This is a genomic window from Bizionia hallyeonensis, from assembly GCF_042657385.1.
GTDB lineage: Bacteria > Bacteroidota > Bacteroidia > Flavobacteriales > Flavobacteriaceae > Algorimicrobium > Algorimicrobium hallyeonense.
Genome location: NZ_JBHSLA010000001.1, coordinates 514,796 through 531,125, shown reverse-complemented (window position 1 = coordinate 531,125; position 16,330 = coordinate 514,796). Strand labels below are relative to the sequence as shown.

Annotated in this window: 19 protein-coding genes; 18 read left to right on the top strand and 1 reads right to left on the bottom strand. The window is 33.8% G+C overall.

The genetic code is table 11. The annotated features are described in order from the left end of the window. Nucleotides 1-24: 24 nt before the first annotated feature. Complete coding sequence (locus ACFPH8_RS02425) at nucleotides 25-1,044, top strand: glycosyltransferase family 9 protein (RefSeq protein ID WP_376858315.1); 1,020 nt, start codon at nucleotides 25-27, stop codon at nucleotides 1,042-1,044. A gap of 153 nt (nucleotides 1,045-1,197) precedes the next feature. Here the strand turns inward: ACFPH8_RS02425 and ACFPH8_RS02420 are convergent, their stop codons facing one another. Beyond that, a complete protein-coding gene (locus ACFPH8_RS02420; protein WP_376858314.1) occupies nucleotides 1,198-2,256 on the bottom strand; it encodes a 2Fe-2S iron-sulfur cluster-binding protein in 1,059 nt (352 codons plus the stop codon). 109 nt (nucleotides 2,257-2,365) lie between these two features. Between ACFPH8_RS02420 and ACFPH8_RS02415 the strand changes: the two genes are divergently transcribed. From ACFPH8_RS02415 to ACFPH8_RS02335, 17 genes are all read left to right on the top strand, one after another. Beyond that, nucleotides 2,366-2,701, top strand: a complete 336-nt coding sequence (locus ACFPH8_RS02415; RefSeq protein WP_376858313.1) for a PadR family transcriptional regulator — start codon at nucleotides 2,366-2,368, stop codon at nucleotides 2,699-2,701. A 3-nt stretch (nucleotides 2,702-2,704) separates the two neighbouring features. After that, complete coding sequence (locus tag ACFPH8_RS02410) at nucleotides 2,705-3,388, top strand: hypothetical protein (protein ID WP_376858312.1); 684 nt, start codon at nucleotides 2,705-2,707, stop codon at nucleotides 3,386-3,388. A 46-nt stretch (nucleotides 3,389-3,434) separates the two neighbouring features. Beyond that, entirely contained in the window at nucleotides 3,435-3,839 is a 405-nt protein-coding gene (locus ACFPH8_RS02405; protein ID WP_248396809.1) for a DUF2059 domain-containing protein, read from the top strand. Nucleotides 3,840-3,866: 27 nt separating this feature from the next. Continuing rightward, a complete protein-coding gene (locus ACFPH8_RS02400; RefSeq protein WP_376858311.1) occupies nucleotides 3,867-5,339 on the top strand; it encodes a DUF5687 family protein in 1,473 nt (490 codons plus the stop codon). Between the two features lie 24 nt (nucleotides 5,340-5,363). Then, the gene (locus ACFPH8_RS02395; protein WP_248396805.1) at nucleotides 5,364-6,071 is read left to right on the top strand and encodes an ABC transporter ATP-binding protein; all 708 of its coding nucleotides are present in this window, start codon (nucleotides 5,364-5,366) and stop codon (nucleotides 6,069-6,071) included. A gap of 104 nt (nucleotides 6,072-6,175) precedes the next feature. Further along, entirely contained in the window at nucleotides 6,176-8,737 is a 2,562-nt protein-coding gene (gene porW, locus ACFPH8_RS02390; protein ID WP_465251603.1) for a type IX secretion system periplasmic lipoprotein PorW/SprE, read from the top strand. 20 nt (nucleotides 8,738-8,757) lie between these two features. Continuing rightward, entirely contained in the window at nucleotides 8,758-9,171 is a 414-nt protein-coding gene (locus ACFPH8_RS02385) for a bactofilin family protein (RefSeq protein WP_376858309.1), read from the top strand. After that, entirely contained in the window at nucleotides 9,137-9,388 is a 252-nt protein-coding gene (locus tag ACFPH8_RS02380; protein ID WP_376858308.1) for an AtpZ/AtpI family protein, read from the top strand. Before ACFPH8_RS02385 ends, ACFPH8_RS02380 begins: the two co-directional genes overlap by 35 nt. Next, nucleotides 9,381-9,752, top strand: a complete 372-nt coding sequence (locus tag ACFPH8_RS02375) for a DUF6168 family protein (RefSeq protein ID WP_248396796.1) — start codon at nucleotides 9,381-9,383, stop codon at nucleotides 9,750-9,752. Before ACFPH8_RS02380 ends, ACFPH8_RS02375 begins: the two co-directional genes overlap by 8 nt. Nucleotides 9,753-9,888: 136 nt before the next feature. After that, a complete protein-coding gene (gene atpB, locus ACFPH8_RS02370; protein WP_248396793.1) occupies nucleotides 9,889-10,998 on the top strand; it encodes a F0F1 ATP synthase subunit A in 1,110 nt (369 codons plus the stop codon). Between the two features lie 41 nt (nucleotides 10,999-11,039). Then, nucleotides 11,040-11,234, top strand: coding sequence for an ATP synthase F0 subunit C (gene atpE / locus ACFPH8_RS02365; protein WP_248396791.1), 195 nt, complete (start codon nucleotides 11,040-11,042; stop codon nucleotides 11,232-11,234). A gap of 92 nt (nucleotides 11,235-11,326) precedes the next feature. After that, a complete protein-coding gene (locus ACFPH8_RS02360) occupies nucleotides 11,327-11,827 on the top strand; it encodes a F0F1 ATP synthase subunit B (RefSeq protein ID WP_248396789.1) in 501 nt (166 codons plus the stop codon). A 75-nt stretch (nucleotides 11,828-11,902) separates the two neighbouring features. After that, on the top strand, nucleotides 11,903-12,439 hold the full coding sequence (gene atpH, locus ACFPH8_RS02355; RefSeq protein WP_248396786.1) for an ATP synthase F1 subunit delta: 537 nt from the start codon (nucleotides 11,903-11,905) through the stop codon (nucleotides 12,437-12,439). A 5-nt stretch (nucleotides 12,440-12,444) separates the two neighbouring features. Next, on the top strand, nucleotides 12,445-12,957 hold the full coding sequence (locus tag ACFPH8_RS02350; protein ID WP_376858307.1) for a hypothetical protein: 513 nt from the start codon (nucleotides 12,445-12,447) through the stop codon (nucleotides 12,955-12,957). A gap of 63 nt (nucleotides 12,958-13,020) precedes the next feature. Continuing rightward, a complete protein-coding gene (gene atpA, locus ACFPH8_RS02345) occupies nucleotides 13,021-14,601 on the top strand; it encodes a F0F1 ATP synthase subunit alpha (protein WP_248396782.1) in 1,581 nt (526 codons plus the stop codon). Between the two features lie 101 nt (nucleotides 14,602-14,702). Further along, on the top strand, nucleotides 14,703-15,563 hold the full coding sequence (gene atpG, locus ACFPH8_RS02340; protein ID WP_248396779.1) for an ATP synthase F1 subunit gamma: 861 nt from the start codon (nucleotides 14,703-14,705) through the stop codon (nucleotides 15,561-15,563). Between the two features lie 242 nt (nucleotides 15,564-15,805). Then, the gene (locus tag ACFPH8_RS02335; RefSeq protein ID WP_376858306.1) at nucleotides 15,806-16,285 is read left to right on the top strand and encodes a hypothetical protein; all 480 of its coding nucleotides are present in this window, start codon (nucleotides 15,806-15,808) and stop codon (nucleotides 16,283-16,285) included. Nucleotides 16,286-16,330 lie beyond the last annotated feature (45 nt).

The window sequence follows — 16,330 nt, the reverse complement described above, 5'->3', positions numbered from 1 at the left end:
GTCGAAAGGTTAATGGTTTTATAAATGTCCAAACCCAAACACATACTCGTTATCCGACTTTCCGCCATGGGCGATGTTGCTATGACGGTTCCTGTGCTACGTGCGTTTACCCAACAGTATCCCAGTGTTAAAATTACCGTTTTAACACGTGCATTTTTTGCGCCATTGTTCCGCGATTTAAAAAACGTAACCGTGTTTCCTGCAGATGTAAAAAACAAACATAAAGGCCTCGTGGGTTTGTATAAATTGTCTCGTGAATTAAAAAAAGAAAACTGCGATGCCATTGCCGATTTACACAAGGTGCTACGAACTAAAGTGTTAAAACCCTTGCTTGGTGTGCCGAAAGTAGCCACTGTTGATAAAGGCCGAAAAGCCAAAAAGGCACTTACCCAAGGCAAAATTTTTGAACCATTAAAAACCACACATCAACGTTATGCAGATGTGTTTGAAACATTAGGTTTCCCTCTAGATTTAAGTAAACCAAATTACCCAATTCCAGAAGCTTTAAACCCTAATGTTTCAAGAATAATAGGTAGTACCAATAAGAAACGCATTGGTATTGCACCTTTTGCGGCTCATGAAGGTAAAAAATATCCATTGGAACTTATGGAGCAGGTTATTAAAGAATTGTCTAAAGACTATCAGGTTTTATTATTTGGAGGCGGAAAAAAAGAAGTTCAAGTGATGAATTATTTGGAGTCTGAAGCAGATGGTATTATTAACATGGCGGGAAAATTATCATTTAATGAAGAGTTGGATGTTATTTCCAATTTAGACGTCATGCTTTCTATGGATTCTGGAAATGCGCATTTAGCAGCTATGCTTGGCGTAAACGTGGTGACCATTTGGGGAGTTACGCATCCGTTTGCTGGGTTTGCACCTTTTAATCAACCAGCTGATTATGCCTTGGTAGCGGATAGAAAACTATACCCAAAAATTCCAACTTCAATTTATGGCAACAAATATCCTGACGATTATAAGGATGCTGCTGGAAGTGTTCCGGTTGAAAGGGTTGTTGAGAAGATTAAGGCTGTTTTAGGGTAGATTGTAATTGTTTTTAAATAAAAACTAAATTATTTCACAGAGTTACACAAAAAATCTCGGAGTTTCACAGAGAAATTCGATATTCAATTTATTTATAAACCTATTTATTCTCTCCCTTTTGAGAGAGCTGTCCAAAGGTAAGAGTGGTCTTTTCTAAATATCATCATAATCCACCTTCAAAGTCGGCGTGGTTGGATGTGCTTGACAGGTTAAAATTAAGCCTTCAGCAACTTCACTATCCGTTAAAATATTATTCTGGCGCATGGTTGCTTCACCTTCAGTTATTCGCGCTAAACAACTACTACAAATGCCACCTTGGCAGGAATATGGTGCATCTAAATCTTCATCTAAAGCGGCTTCTAAAACGGTTTGTTTTTGGCTCATTTCAAAAGTCGTTTCTTCATCATCAACCACAACCGTAATTTGCGTTTTTCCTTCTGGTATAACACCTAAAGCACTATCTTCCGTAGGTTTTGCTGCTTTAAATAATTCAAAATGAATGCGTTCTTTTGGAATGTCATGTTCGGCTAGAACATCTTTTACAGCATGAATCATGGCTTCAGGTCCACATAAATAAAAGGCATCCACCTCAATATTTTTATGTTTGTTTTTCATGACATAATTCACGGTACTTTTTTCAATACGACCAAAAATAGCGTCGGCTTCATCGGCTTGGCTAAACACAAACTGTATGGTAAAACGGTCTTTATGCGTATGTTGTAATTCCAACAATTCGTTTAAAAACATGGTGTTTTGGGTGGTTTTATTGCCATAAACCAAAATAACTTGACTGTGAACTTCTTCTTCCAGCGCACATTTTATAATGCTCAAAACGGGTGTAATTCCGCTACCTGCTGCAAACAAGGCTATATTTTTTGTTTTCTTATCGTTTGGCTCAAAAACAAAACGACCTTTTGGTGGTGCTACTTCTAATTGGTCGCCAACTTTTAAATCATTATTAGCATAAGCGGAAAAGGTTCCGTCTTTAACTTCTTTCACGGCCACTTTTAATTCGCCACTTTTTGGTGAGGAACACAAGGAGTAATCACGACGGACTTCCTGACCATTCAAGTTTGTTTTCAATGTAATATATTGACCAGCTTGAAATTGGTAAACCGACTTCAAGTGGTCAGGAACCTGAAAACTAATGGTAACCGATTTGTCTGTTTCTCTATGAAGTTCTTTAACGGAAAGTGTATGAAAGTGTGACATATTTTGATTTTTTACAAAAATAGTGAAGCCTTTGATTTTTAACTTATAATTGCTGAAATTTATTTAAAAATTTATATGCATAAGAAAATTATGTATATATTTGAATGGTATGGCGAATTCCAAATTATACAAGGGCAGTTTAACCACCATCATTTTAAAGCTTTTAAGTGAGCATGATAAAATGTATGGTTATGAAATTACGCAGAAAGTGAAAGCACTCACCAAAGGCGAATTGCAAATTACCGAAGGTGCCTTGTATCCATCACTTCATAAGTTGGAAGCCGAAGGCTTACTGGATGTTGAGGTAGCAAAAGTAGATAACAGGTTGCGTAAATATTATAAACTTACTGAAAAAGGAACCACCGAAACCGTTAATAAATTAAGTGAATTGGAACAGTATATTGCCACGCTTCAAACATTAATTAATCCGAAATTGAGTTATTAATTTATGGCATTAACTGATTCTCATATTGAAAATTTATATGCGTTTACTAGACAGCATTATGTTGAATATTACGATTTGCAAACCGAACTTGTAGATCATATGGCTAATGATATTGAAGCAATTTGGGAGGTAAATCCAACATTGTCGTTTGAAGTCGCACGCGATAAATCCTTTAAAAAATTTGGAATTTTTGGGTTTATGGATGTGGTGGAACAACGCCAAAAAGCCATGTCTAAAATATATATGAAACTGCTCTGGAATTACGCCAAAGACTGGTTCAGATTGCCACAAATTATAATAACAACCGCAATTTTTGTGTTGCTTTACACGGTTTTCTCTACTGAAATTGGTAGTTATATTTTTATCGCTTCCTACCTAGTCCTTTGTTTGTTTTTATTTATTAAAACCATTGCCATTAATAGGGAAATAAAAAGGAAGCGGAAAGCCAAGGAGAAATTATGGCTTTTAGAAGATATGATTTACAACAATGCAACCATAGGAACGTTGATTTTAGGCCCTCAAATGTTTCAATTAATTAATCTTACTGACAGTTTTAGAGGTTATATGCCTTTAATATGTGCAAGTGCTTTCACAGTTATTATAATTTATACATACATAACCGCTATTATTTTACCAAAAAATGCTACTTTTCATCTTCAAGAAACCTATCCTGAATATGCTATGTAACAAATTGTATTTTTTTACTACTTATAATTAATCAATACCAATTTTTATGAAAACACTATTTTCAGTTCTTGCCCTATTTTTGACCCTTTCTATTTCGGCTCAAGAGCCATCCGAATTTAAACAACAAACCATAGAATTTATTGGACTAACAGGAGCCACTGGTGCTTTTCATGATGCCATTGCTCAAATAGGAGCTATGGTGCCAGAAGCAAACAAAGCAGCCTTTACAAAGGAAGCAAATGGCACACTTGATAAGTTGTATAGCCAATTAGCCGACATATACATGGAAGAATTTACCAAAGATGAAATTGAAGAATTAGTAGCTTTCTATAAAACCGATTTAGGTAAAAAACTAGCATCTAAACAAAGTGTACTTACTCAAAAAGGGATGATGTTAGGTCAGAGTTGGGGAATGGAAGTCGGACAGATTGCACAAAAGCACACCAATTAAAAATCACGTTTCAACAAACTAATAAAAATGATTAAACAATTTTTAAGCCTCGAATGGAAACAGTTTAAAAGGGCATCCTATTTTCAAAAAGGACTTGTTATAAAAATATTCCTCATTTTAGGAGCATTATACTTTGGCGGAATTGCTTTATTTATGGGAGTTGGCATGTTTTTTATTGCTAAAAAAGCCATTCCAGAAATAGATCCGATTGTAACAATTAATAATTTTTTAATTTATTGGTTTTTATTTGAACTACTCATACGCTATTTTTTGCAGCAATTGCCCGTTCTGAATGTCAAGCCCTTAATGACTATTCCTATTAAAAGAGATACAGTAATTCACTATTTATTAGGTAAAACCACGCTCTCATTTTTTAACTTCTTATCGCTGTTTTTGTTTTTACCGTTTAGCATTGTTTTATTAGTAAAAGGCTATCCGGTAATAAATGTGTTATGCTGGTTTTTATCTATTATATTCGTAACATTGTCCATAAATTTTTTAAACTTTTTAGTCAATAAAAGTAATACCGTATTTTACATTGCTGCACCTTTATTATTAGGATTAGTTGCTTTGGAGTTTTATGGTATTTATGCGGCATCAGAACCAATAGGTATTGCATTTAATACTCTGTATAATCAACCGTATTTAGCTATTATTCCTTTAGCATTATTAGTCGTTTTATATAAATTGAACTTTAAATATGTTAAAAAAGGATTTTATTTGGACGATGCTGTTTCTAAAAAAGTTAAAGTGGTGGAAGCAACAGATTTATCGTGGTTTGATAGATTTGGTAGCATTGCACCATTTTTAAAGAATGATATTAAATTAATTTGGCGAAATGCCCGACCAAAACAAACTATGATGATGTCTTTCATGTTTTTGTTTTATGGCCTTATTTTTTACACACAAGACATGTATAGAGAAATGCCGGCTATTTTAGCATTTGCCTCGATGTTTGTTACAGGTGGTTTTCTAATGACTTTCGGTCAACTCGTACCGTCTTGGGATAGCGAGTATTACAAAATGCTGATGAGTCAGAATATTCCGTATCGTCAATACCTAGAATCCAAATGGTATTTAATGGTGGTAGCCGTAGCTATTTCCTTTGTTCTAAGTACACCATATATTTATTTTGGCTGGGATATTTTCGGGATGATAGCCGCTGGTGCATTGTTTAATATTGGATTAAATTCTTTTCTAACGCTTTTTGGCGGCGCTTTAAATAGAATGCCTGTAGAGCTCAACACAAAAGCAAAAGCGTTTAGTAATACCAACGGATTTAATCCAACGCAAATGTTGATTGCTTTACCTAAATTTTTACTGCCAATGGGCTTATTTTATATCCCTTATAAATTAGTAAATTTTGAAACTGGCATATTAGTTTTAGCCTTGAGTGGCGTGGTAGGAATTGTTTTCAAAAACTTCTTTTTACGAAAAATTGAAAACGTTTACCAAGATGGAAAATATAAAACTATTGCTGCGTTTAGTGAAAAAAAATAATCAAACATTTAATTAAAATTACCCATGATAATTACATCAAATCTTTCAAAAAAATATAATGATATTCAGGTTCTACACATAGATTCCTTGGAAATTCCAAAAGGTCAAAGTTTTGGTTTAGTAGGGAATAATGGTGCTGGAAAAACCACCTATTTTAGTTTGCTACTGGATTTAATTCAACCCACAACAGGCTATATTAAAAACAATAATGTATTAGTTAATGAAAGCGAAGATTGGAAACCCTTTACATCCGCCTTTATTGATGAAACATTTTTAATAGGTTATTTAACAGCGGAAGAATATTTCTATTTTATTGGCGAGTTACGCGGTCAGAATAAATCGGATGTGGATGCATTAGTATCGCAATTTGAAGATTTTTTCCACGGCGAAATATTAAATCAGAAAAAATATTTACGCGATTTGAGTAAAGGAAATCAGAAAAAAGCCGGCATTGTTGCTGCTTTAATTGGAAATCCAGAAGTTATTATTTTAGATGAACCGTTTGCTAATTTAGATCCAACAACGCAAATTCGTTTAAAGGGAATTATTAAAGATTTAGCCGAAACCAAAGGCGTTACCGTATTAATTTCTAGTCACGATCTATTGCACGTTACTGATGTATGCGAACGCATAGTGGTACTAGAAAAAGGCGAAGTTGTAAAGGATTTAAAAACCAGTGCAGCTACTTTAAAAGAATTAGAAGCGCACTTTGCTGGAACAGAAACTATTTAAAAGTCTGCTCTTTTTTTATAATTATTCAAAAAGATGCTTATTTTTACGGCAATACATAATATATATAGCTGTTTTTAGTTATGTATAATTAAACACAATCAACGTTGAAGACCACTTTCAGAATCATCCTATTTCTATTTAGTATTACGTTAGTACTTACTAGTTGTTCACGCAAGAAAGATTCTTTTGTGAGTAGGAACATGCATGCCATGTCTACAAAATACAACATCCTTTACAACGGATATTTAGCATTAGAAAGTGGCCAAAAAGGCGTAAACGATTCCTATGATGATAATTTTTGGGAAATTCTACCTATAGAACGCATGCAGATTTCGGAAGAAATTATGCTCCCTGGTCAAAGTAAAAATCAAGATTTTGAGCGTGCTGAAGAAAAAGCAATTAAAGCCGTTCAGAAACATGGAATGAATATTGGCGGAAAAGAAAAAAATCCGCAAATTGATGAAGCCTATTTACTGTTGGGGAAAGCGCGTTATTTTGATCAACGTTTTATACCAGCATTAGAAGCTTTTAACTACATTCTTTATAAATATCCGGCGAGTGATAAAATTAATCAAGCCAGAATATGGCGTGAAAAAACAAACATTCGTTTAGAAAATGAAGAATTGGCTATTACCAATTTAAAGCGTTTAATGTACCAAGTGGAATTGGAAGGTCAGGATTTAGCAGACGCCACTGCCATGTTGGCCCAAGCCTACATTAATACAAAATCTTTAGATAGTGCTGTTTGGCAAATAGATATTGCTGCACAACACACCAAAAACAATGATGAACGCGGCCGCTACAGATTCATTCAAGCCCAATTATACAATAGACTTAATAAAACCGATAGCGCAAATATTGCTTTTGATCGGGTTATAGAACTGAATAGAAAAACGCCAAGACCTTACCGCATTGCGGCTTATGTTGGGAAAGCACGTAATTTCGATTTTACAGAAGGCGATAAACAAGCTTTAATTGAACTACTATATGAGCTAGAGGATGATCGTGAAAACCGGCCTTTTTTAAGTAAAATTTATTATCAGATTGGTGAATATCATTTAAAAAATGGTTCTGATTCCTTGGCAGTTGAGTTTTATAACAAGTCATTACGCACCAATCCAACAGATAAAATATTGGTTTCTAAAGACTATGAAAATCTAGGTGATATCTTTTTCGATTATACCGAATATAAAATTGCCGGTGCTTATTATGATAGCACCATGCTAAACATGAAAATGAATAGCAAGCCATACCGAATCATCAAACGTAAACGCGATAATTTAGAAGACGTTATTTATTATGAAGATGTTGCTATTGCCAACGATAGCATCCTTGGTTTAGTTGCCATGTCCGCAGACGAAAGAACGGCTTATTTTGAAACCTACACCCAAGAATTAAAATTGAAGGCGGAAGCCGAAAAAGCACTTGAGGAAGAGCGGGAACGTAATCAAGGCTTAATCCAGGTAAATACTAATAATAGCTTTGCCGCAGGAAGTTCAATGGTAAAAAAAGCGGGTGGACCAGCAGCAGGCGGTCCAGTTGAATTTTATTTCTATAACCCAACAACCGTCTCCTATGGTAAAAATGAATTTAGAAAAAATTGGGGAGATCGTGAATTAAAAGATAATTGGCGTTGGTCTAGTATCAACAAATCCAAAACCAATGAAGTTTTTAATGATTTAATTGAAAATGAAGTTGAAAATGAATTATTCAATCCAGAATTTTATTTAACGCAAATACCAACGGATAAAAAAGCAATTGATAGTATTACTAAAGAGCGCAACCGTGCATACTACCAATTAGGACTTATTTATAAAGAGAAATTTAAGGAAAACGGTTTGTCTAAAGATAAATTCCAAACGCTTTTAAGCTTTAATCCAGATGAAAAATTAGTAGTTCCTGCTAAATATAATTTGTATAAAATTTATATGTTGGAAGGTCAGAATGGTGAAGCTGAAATTGCTAAAAACGATATTATTGCTAATTATCCAGAGTCGCGATATGCTACCATTTTAAAAAATCCAGATTCGGCTTTGGCAAAAGATGATAGCAGCCCAGAAAGTGTTTATGAAAATCTGTATACAGCTTTAGAAAACCACCAATATCAAGAGGTTATTAATGAAGCAGATCGCTATATTTCCATATTTGAAGGGGAAGCTTTAGTGCCTAAATTCGAGCTCTTAAAGGCACGGGCTACAGGTCGTTTATATGGATATGAAGCCTATAGTAAAGCTATGACTTTTGTAGCTTACAATTATGCCAATACGGAAGAAGGTGCTCAAGCACAAGACATTGTTGATAATTTGTTACCAAAAATAAGCAGTACTGATTTTGTTGAAAATCCAGATGAAACCAATTACAAAGTTGTGTATTATTTCAATGCGGCAAACGAAAAGGCAATTTCTGAATTTGTAACCAAACTTAAAAAAGAAACAGATCAAGTTAATGTTTTTGATTTATCCGTTTCGGTTGATGTCTATAACCCTGAAACCACCTTTGTTATCATTCATGGTTTAACAAGCAAGGAAGGCGCTTTAGGGTATGCAGCATCATTAGAAGAAAAGAAAAAAGACAAAATACGACACCAACATTTTGCTATTTCGTCAACGAACTATGCAACCCTACAAATCCATAAAAATATGGATGCATATTTAGCAGTCAATTAAACCCCAAAAAATAAATAGTCATGTTTTCAGAGAACAAAAAAAGTAAAACAAATCTCGAAATCACTTCCAGCCAAAATTTAATAGCCCAAGGCACTACTATGGTTGGTGATTTAGAAAGTGAAGGCGATTTCCGGATTGATGGAACCGTGGAAGGCAGTATTAAAACGCCTGGAAAAATTGTTGTTGGAAAAACAGGTTTTGTAAAGGGTAATATAACCGGTACGGATGCTTATTTTGAAGGAAAATTTTCGGGTACATTATCACTTTCAGGTACACTAAACCTAAAAGGCACTGCGCATATTGAAGGTGATGTAACTTTAGGTAAGTTAGCCGTTGAGCCAGGAGCTACATTTAACGTTAACTGCGCCATGAAAGGAGCAACAAAAGACATTCAAAATAGTGAGCGCGAAAAAACCACCAAACAAAAAGCCTAATAAACCGCTGAATAAGTATATTCGGTTTACGACCATTGCTATACAAATGGGTTTAATTATTTATTTAGGAAGTTTACTAGGTGGATGGTTAGATGTTAAATTTGACAATCATAATAAATTATATTATAAAATTATAACCTTGATATCCGTTGCTATTGCTATGTTTTCGGTTATTTATCAAGTCCTAAAAATAACCAATAAAGATTCTGATGATTAAGCGTATTGTATTTGTAATTATTTTGGTCCTTGCTGTATTTGGATTAAGCTATGGTATTCACAGCAGTTTATTACATTCGGAATTAAGTTTCTCCTTATTCAATGTGTATATATTTCATGTAATTTCCGTTGTTATTATTTATATAATGGTAGAAATAGTTGCTGAAAATTTACCCAACCAAGCCGGCTATTCCTATCTCATGCTCATGTTTTTTAAGATAGGTGCATTTGTACTCATATTTCAATCTTCTGTTTTTAAAAATGATGCTTTAACTCAAAACGATCGCATAGCTTTGGTAATTCCCTTATTTCTTTTTTTAATGATAGAAGCAGCGGCAATTGCAAAGTTGTTAAATAGCAAATAGTTATTAAGAATAAAACTACTTTTTCTGTTTTAATGTAACCTTAAAAAACTAAACTAAAAAAGGGTTTGGTTTTTTAAATTATTCCGTACATTTGCACAAAATTTACGAAGAATAAATTTCATTAGTTAGAAAAAATATGATGGTAGCAAAAAAATCTATCAAGTTATTAGTAGTATTCGTTTTAGCATTAACGTCGTTTTCGGTATCCGCCCAAAATGACGACACAGCAAACAATTTAATTGATTCACCGGACGAAATCAGTGATTATATTGCCCATCACCTTAAGGACTCTCATGATTTTCATTTATTTACCAATAATGAAACGGGAGTTCACTACGGTTTCCCGTTACCTGTTATTGTTTGGACTAGCAATGGATTGAAAACCTTTATGTCTTCTGCCTTTCATCATGATGATAACGGAACCGTTATTGTTAATAAAGGTGATACGCAACTTGTAAAATACCACTCCAAAATTTACGAATTAGAAAATGGTGCAACAGCACTGAATTTTGATGACAAGCACCATCCAACAAACGCTAGTAAAGTAATCGATTTTTCAATTACTAAAAGTGTTTTTGGAATGATTATAACAGGAATAATCATGTTGTTACTGTTTGGTGGTTTAGCTAGAGGTTATAAAAAAGGCAATGGTATTCCAAAAGGTGTATCCCGGGCTTTAGAGCCTTTAGTAATTTATGTTCGTGATGAAATAGCACGTCCAAATATTGGTGAGAAAAAGTACCGCAAATTTATGGGCTTTTTATTAACCGTATTTTTCTTTATTTGGATATTAAATATGTTAGGTTTAACGCCTTTAGGTTTTAATGTAACAGGACAAATAGCTGTTACCGCTTCTTTAGCTATTTTCACCATGATTATTTATTTGTTCAGTGGTAGTAAAGATTTTTGGGCACATACTTTATGGATGCCAGGAGTACCTTATATTTTAAGACCAATTTTAGCCGTAATAGAGCTTGTTGGTTTTCTTATAATTAAGCCGTTTTCATTATTAGTACGTTTGTTTGCAAATATTACTGCAGGCCACTTTATTGTAATGAGCTTAGTTGCGTTAATGATAACTTTAAAAGCGTCATTCGGACCTGCAGTTTCTACAGGAATGTCTTTAGCGTTAACCTTATTTATTATGGTAATTGAAGTTTTAGTAGCGTTTTTACAGGCGTTTATTTTCACCATGCTGTCAGCCTTATTTATTGGTATGGCTGTGGAGGAACACGACGCTCATTAAAAAGAATTTGTTTAATTAATAATTATAAAAACCAAATTAGTATGTACAATTTAATTGGAGCAGGATTAATCGTAATCGGTGGAGGTATCGGTTTAGGTCAAATTGGAGGAAAAGCAATGGAAAGTATTGCTCGTCAACCAGAAGCAGCAGGGAAAATTCAAACTGCAATGATCATTATCGGAGCCTTATTAGAAGGTTTAGCCTTTGGTGCGTTAATCTTAGGAAATCCATCATAATTTCCTAAAAAGTAAAAAACAAGTTTCTGCAACGGTTGGTTGCAGAAACTGTTTTAAATTAAACAAAAGCGAATTTAAGTAATCTATATAGTATGGAATCTTTATTAAATGATTTTTCAGTAGGCTTATTTTTTATGCAAGCCCTAATCTTATTAATACTAATTTTATTAATGAGAAAATTTGCTTGGAAGCCAATTCTAGACGCTCTTCAAACGAGAGAGGACGGCATCCAAACAGCTTTAGAATCTGCGGAAAATGCAAAACTTGAAATGCAAAATCTTCAAGCTAATAATGAAAAATTATTGCAAGAAGCACGTTTAGAGCGTGAAATGATGCTTAAAGAAGCGCGTGAAATGAAATCAAAAATGATTGAAGACGCGAAAACTGAAGCTCAAACAGAAGCAAACAAGCTAGTTGTAAGTGCACAGGAAGCTATTGAAAATGAAAAGAAAGCAGCCATTGCGGAATTAAAAATGCAAGTGGCAACTTTATCCATTGAAATCGCGGAAAAAGTGGTTCGTGAAGAATTATCTAACAAAGACAAGCAAATGAAATTGGTTGAGTCTATGTTAGGTGAAGCAACATTAAACTAATTGGTACACCACGCAAAATTTGTGTGTTTGGTTAGATAAGTATAATTAAAAGTAACCCACGTTGTGGGCATTAAAATGGCAGGAACAAGAGCAGCAATACGTTACGCAAAAGCAGTATTAAGTTTAGCAACTGAAAAACAGGTGGCTGATGCTATTAATGCGGATATGGTTTTAATTTCTAAAACTATTAAGGATAATCAAAATCTGGATGAGGTTATTAGAAATGCCGTTGTTAAATCTGATGATAAGAAAGCAATCTTATCTCAGGTATTTCCACAAGTAAATACAATTACGCAGGAGCTTTTTAAAGTATTAGATGCTAACAAGCGTTTAGATTTAATTGAAGCTGTAGCTAATAAGTATACAGATTTATTCGATATTCAAAACAATAAAGAGTCTGCAACTGTAACAACGGCAGTGCCAATTACTGAAGATATTGAATTAAAAGTCTTAGCTAAAATTAAAGAATTATCTAACAAAGCTGTAACGGTTAAAAATATAGTAGATGAAAGCATTTTAGGTGGTTTTATTTTACGTGTTGGCGATGTGCAATACAATGCAAGTGTGGCAAGCAAATTGAATAAATTAAAAAGAGAATTTACCATTAACTAAAACTGATGAAAGCTATTAAAACAATTCTATTTTTATCATGTATCTTTATGGGCTTCAGTGCGAATGCTCAAAAGGTCAAGTTAAAAAACGGAGAAGTTTTAATTGATAAAGTTGCTTGGTTAACCTATGTTGATTGTGGAACTTTTGATGCGGTTTGTTCTTTGTATAATAAAAATGAAGAAGAGATAATTTTTTTAAAAACGATTTATATAAACGGGGCAGAACCAGTTACTGCTTCTAATCCAAATGGAAAATTAGTTTATGTTGAAGTTATATTCTTAGGAGAGGATAAGAAATACGAAATCGGGAAAAGAACACAAAAAAATATCATTTCAGATATTTACAAAGGAAATGTGGTGAATGAGGATGGTTCTTTAAATTCAGAAAGAGTAAAGCGTTTAGTAGAAAAATATGGAACACCATATTCGGATAGATTAAATGCATCAACAAATACAGTGATAATTAAGGAAGAGTCAATTAATAGTGGCTCGGGAATAAATATTAAAATAGGAAATTAAATTAAGCAGCGTTGGAATAGGTGGCAACACCTTAACAATCTAACGTCTAATATCTAAATAAAGATGGCAGAAGTAAAACCAGCTGAAATATCAGCAATCTTAAAACAACAACTTTCTAATTTTGATGCAGGTGCATCATTAGACGAAGTAGGAACTGTATTAACGGTAGGTGATGGTATTGTACGTGCTTACGGACTTTCAAATGCACAATACGGAGAATTAGTAGAATTCGAAGGTGGATTAGAAGGTATTGTACTAAATCTTGAAGAAGATAACGTAGGTATCGTATTATTAGGAACTTCAGTAGGAGTTAGAGAGGGTTCTACAGTTAAACGTACAGAACGTATCGCATCTATTAAGGTAGGTGAAGGTATTGTTGGTCGTGTTGTAGATACTTTAGGAAACCCTATTGACGGAAAAGGACCTATTACAGGTGAAACTTATGAAATGCCTTTAGAGCGTAAAGCACCAGGTGTTATCTATAGAGAGCCAGTAACAGAACCATTACAAACAGGAATTAAAGCAATTGATGCTATGATTCCAGTTGGTAGAGGTCAACGTGAGTTGGTTATTGGTGACAGACAAACAGGTAAGACAGCCGTTTGTATTGATGCTATCTTAAATCAAAAAGAATTTTACGATGCAGGTGAACCTGTATATTGTATATATGTTGCTGTAGGTCAAAAAGCTTCAACAGTAGCACTTATTGCTAAAACCTTAGAAGAAAAAGGTGCTTTAGCTTATACCACTATAGTTGCTGCAAATGCATCAGATCCTGCAGCCATGCAAGTATATGCACCATTTACGGGAGCCTCTATTGGAGAGTATTTTAGAGATACTGGTAGACCCGCTTTAATTGTGTTTGACGATTTATCAAAACAAGCTGTAGCATACCGTGAGGTATCGTTATTATTACGTCGTCCTCCAGGACGTGAGGCGTATCCAGGTGACGTTTTCTACTTACACTCAAGATTATTAGAGCGTTCGGCAAAAATCATTAATAATGATGATATTGCTAAAGAAATGAACGATTTGCCAGACACGTTAAAACCTATGGTAAAAGGTGGTGGTTCTTTAACAGCATTGCCAATTATTGAAACACAAGCAGGAGACGTTTCAGCATATATTCCAACAAACGTAATTTCTATTACAGATGGTCAAATCTTCTTAGATGGAGATTTATTTAACTCTGGTGTTCGTCCAGCAATTAACGTAGGTATTTCTGTATCGCGTGTTGGTGGTAACGCACAGATTAAATCCATGAAAAAAGTATCTGGTACCTTAAAATTAGATCAAGCACAATATCGTGAATTAGAAGCGTTTGCTAAATTTGGATCTGATTTAGATGCTGTTACTTTAAATGTAATTAATAAAGGTAAGCGTAACGTTGAAATTTTAAAGCAAGCACAAAACGATCCGTTTAAAGTAGAAGATCAAGTAGCTATTATTTATGCGGGATCTAAAAACTTATTAAAAGACGTTCCTGTTGAAAAAGTAAAAGAATTTGAACGTGATTATTTAGAGTTTTTGGGAGCAAAACATAGTGATGTGTTAGCAACCTTAAAAGCTGGAAAATTAACTGATGAAGTTACAGATACCTTAACATTAGTAGCTAAAGATTTATCAGCGAAATATAGAAAGTAAAAAATTTTAATCCTTCTCTTTACTAAAGAGAAGGATTAGAAAATTATCATATAGTTTAACTAATCAATCCCTCTCCATTTGAGAGGTTAGGAGCGGAAAAAATGGCAAACTTAAAAGAAATACGTAACAGAATATCATCAGTATCTTCCACGATGCAGATTACCAGTGCCATGAAAATGGTATCGGCTGCAAAATTAAAGAAGGCACAAGATGCTATTACGGCAATGCGTCCTTATGCAGATAAGTTAACGGAACTTTTACAAGATTTAAGTGCAACTTTAGATGCGGATTCTGGAAGTAAATTTTCAGAGCAACGTGAAGTAAATAATGTTCTTATTGTATCAGTTACGTCAAACAGAGGTTTGTGTGGTGCTTTTAATTCTAATATTATAAAGCAAACACAACACTTGATTTCCAATGTATACGCTGGTAAAAACGTTTCAGTTTTAGCAATTGGGAAAAAGGCAAATGATGCGTTTTCTAAAAAACAGATTGTTATTGGTAATTACAGTGAATTATATGACGATTTAACGTTTGATAACGTTGCCGATGTGGCCACACGTTTGATGGATATGTTTACTGAAGGAGAGTTTGATAAAATTGAAATTGTTTATAACAAGTTTAAAAACGCAGCGACTCAAGAAATCATGGTGGAACAATTTTTACCAATTGTACCTATTGAAAAAGATGACAACGTAACCTTAGAGTATATTTTTGAACCTTCAAAAGTTGAAATCGTTGAAGAGTTGATTCCAAAATCTTTAAAAACACAATTGTATAAGGGTATTAGAGATTCTTTTGCTTCAGAACATGGTGCGCGTATGACCGCTATGCATAAAGCAACAGATAACGCTACCGAATTACGTGATCAATTAAAATTAACATATAACAAAGCCCGTCAAGCTGCTATTACTAATGAAATTTTAGAAATTGTTGGTGGAGCAGAGGCCTTGAATAATTAGACGAAGCGATAGCAGAGTCAAATTTCAAGAAAAGCAGAGGCCTTGAATAATTAGACGAAGCGATAGCAGAGTCAAATTTCAAGAAAAGCAGAGGCCTTGAATAATTAAGATTCTTTTTAGCGCTTAATTTTTTTAAATTTTATATTAGACCTTTCCAACTCAAAGCTGGAAAGGTCTTTTTTATGGTGCCATTTTTTATTTTATATATTTGATTATTAAAATATAACATCAAATTAATAATCATGCGCTACCCTATTGTATTTGTTTTTTTATGTGGCATTGTTACTATAGGTTGCTCCGTTTCAAAATCTAAAGTTCCAAATACGGAATTGGTGTTTCAAAATAAAGCTTCATTTGTAGTTGAAACGGTTCAGTTTCAGCCTTGGATTTCAGATATTAATGGCAATGATTCAGGCTATCATATCTATATAACAATTTCGGAAAACAAGAACCAAGTAACTTTAAGCCGTATTTACTTTAAGGGTTTTATTGCTAAAATTCAAGTCGGTAAAAAAGGGTATTTTGCTAGTATTCAAACATCATCAACCGATGAAGCAGATTTGATTATGAGTGAAAACCAAAATGATGAATATGGCAATATCCCAATACAGCTACCCAATAACCAGTTTAATTTTGGTGAGAACACATGTGTCATTACGTATATTGAAAATGGAGAGGTTAAGTATTTTGAATATCCTAACATGATAAAAAAAGAACTATAATACGTTTAAAAAACACGTGAAGTGATGAATCCTGAATGCGTTGCA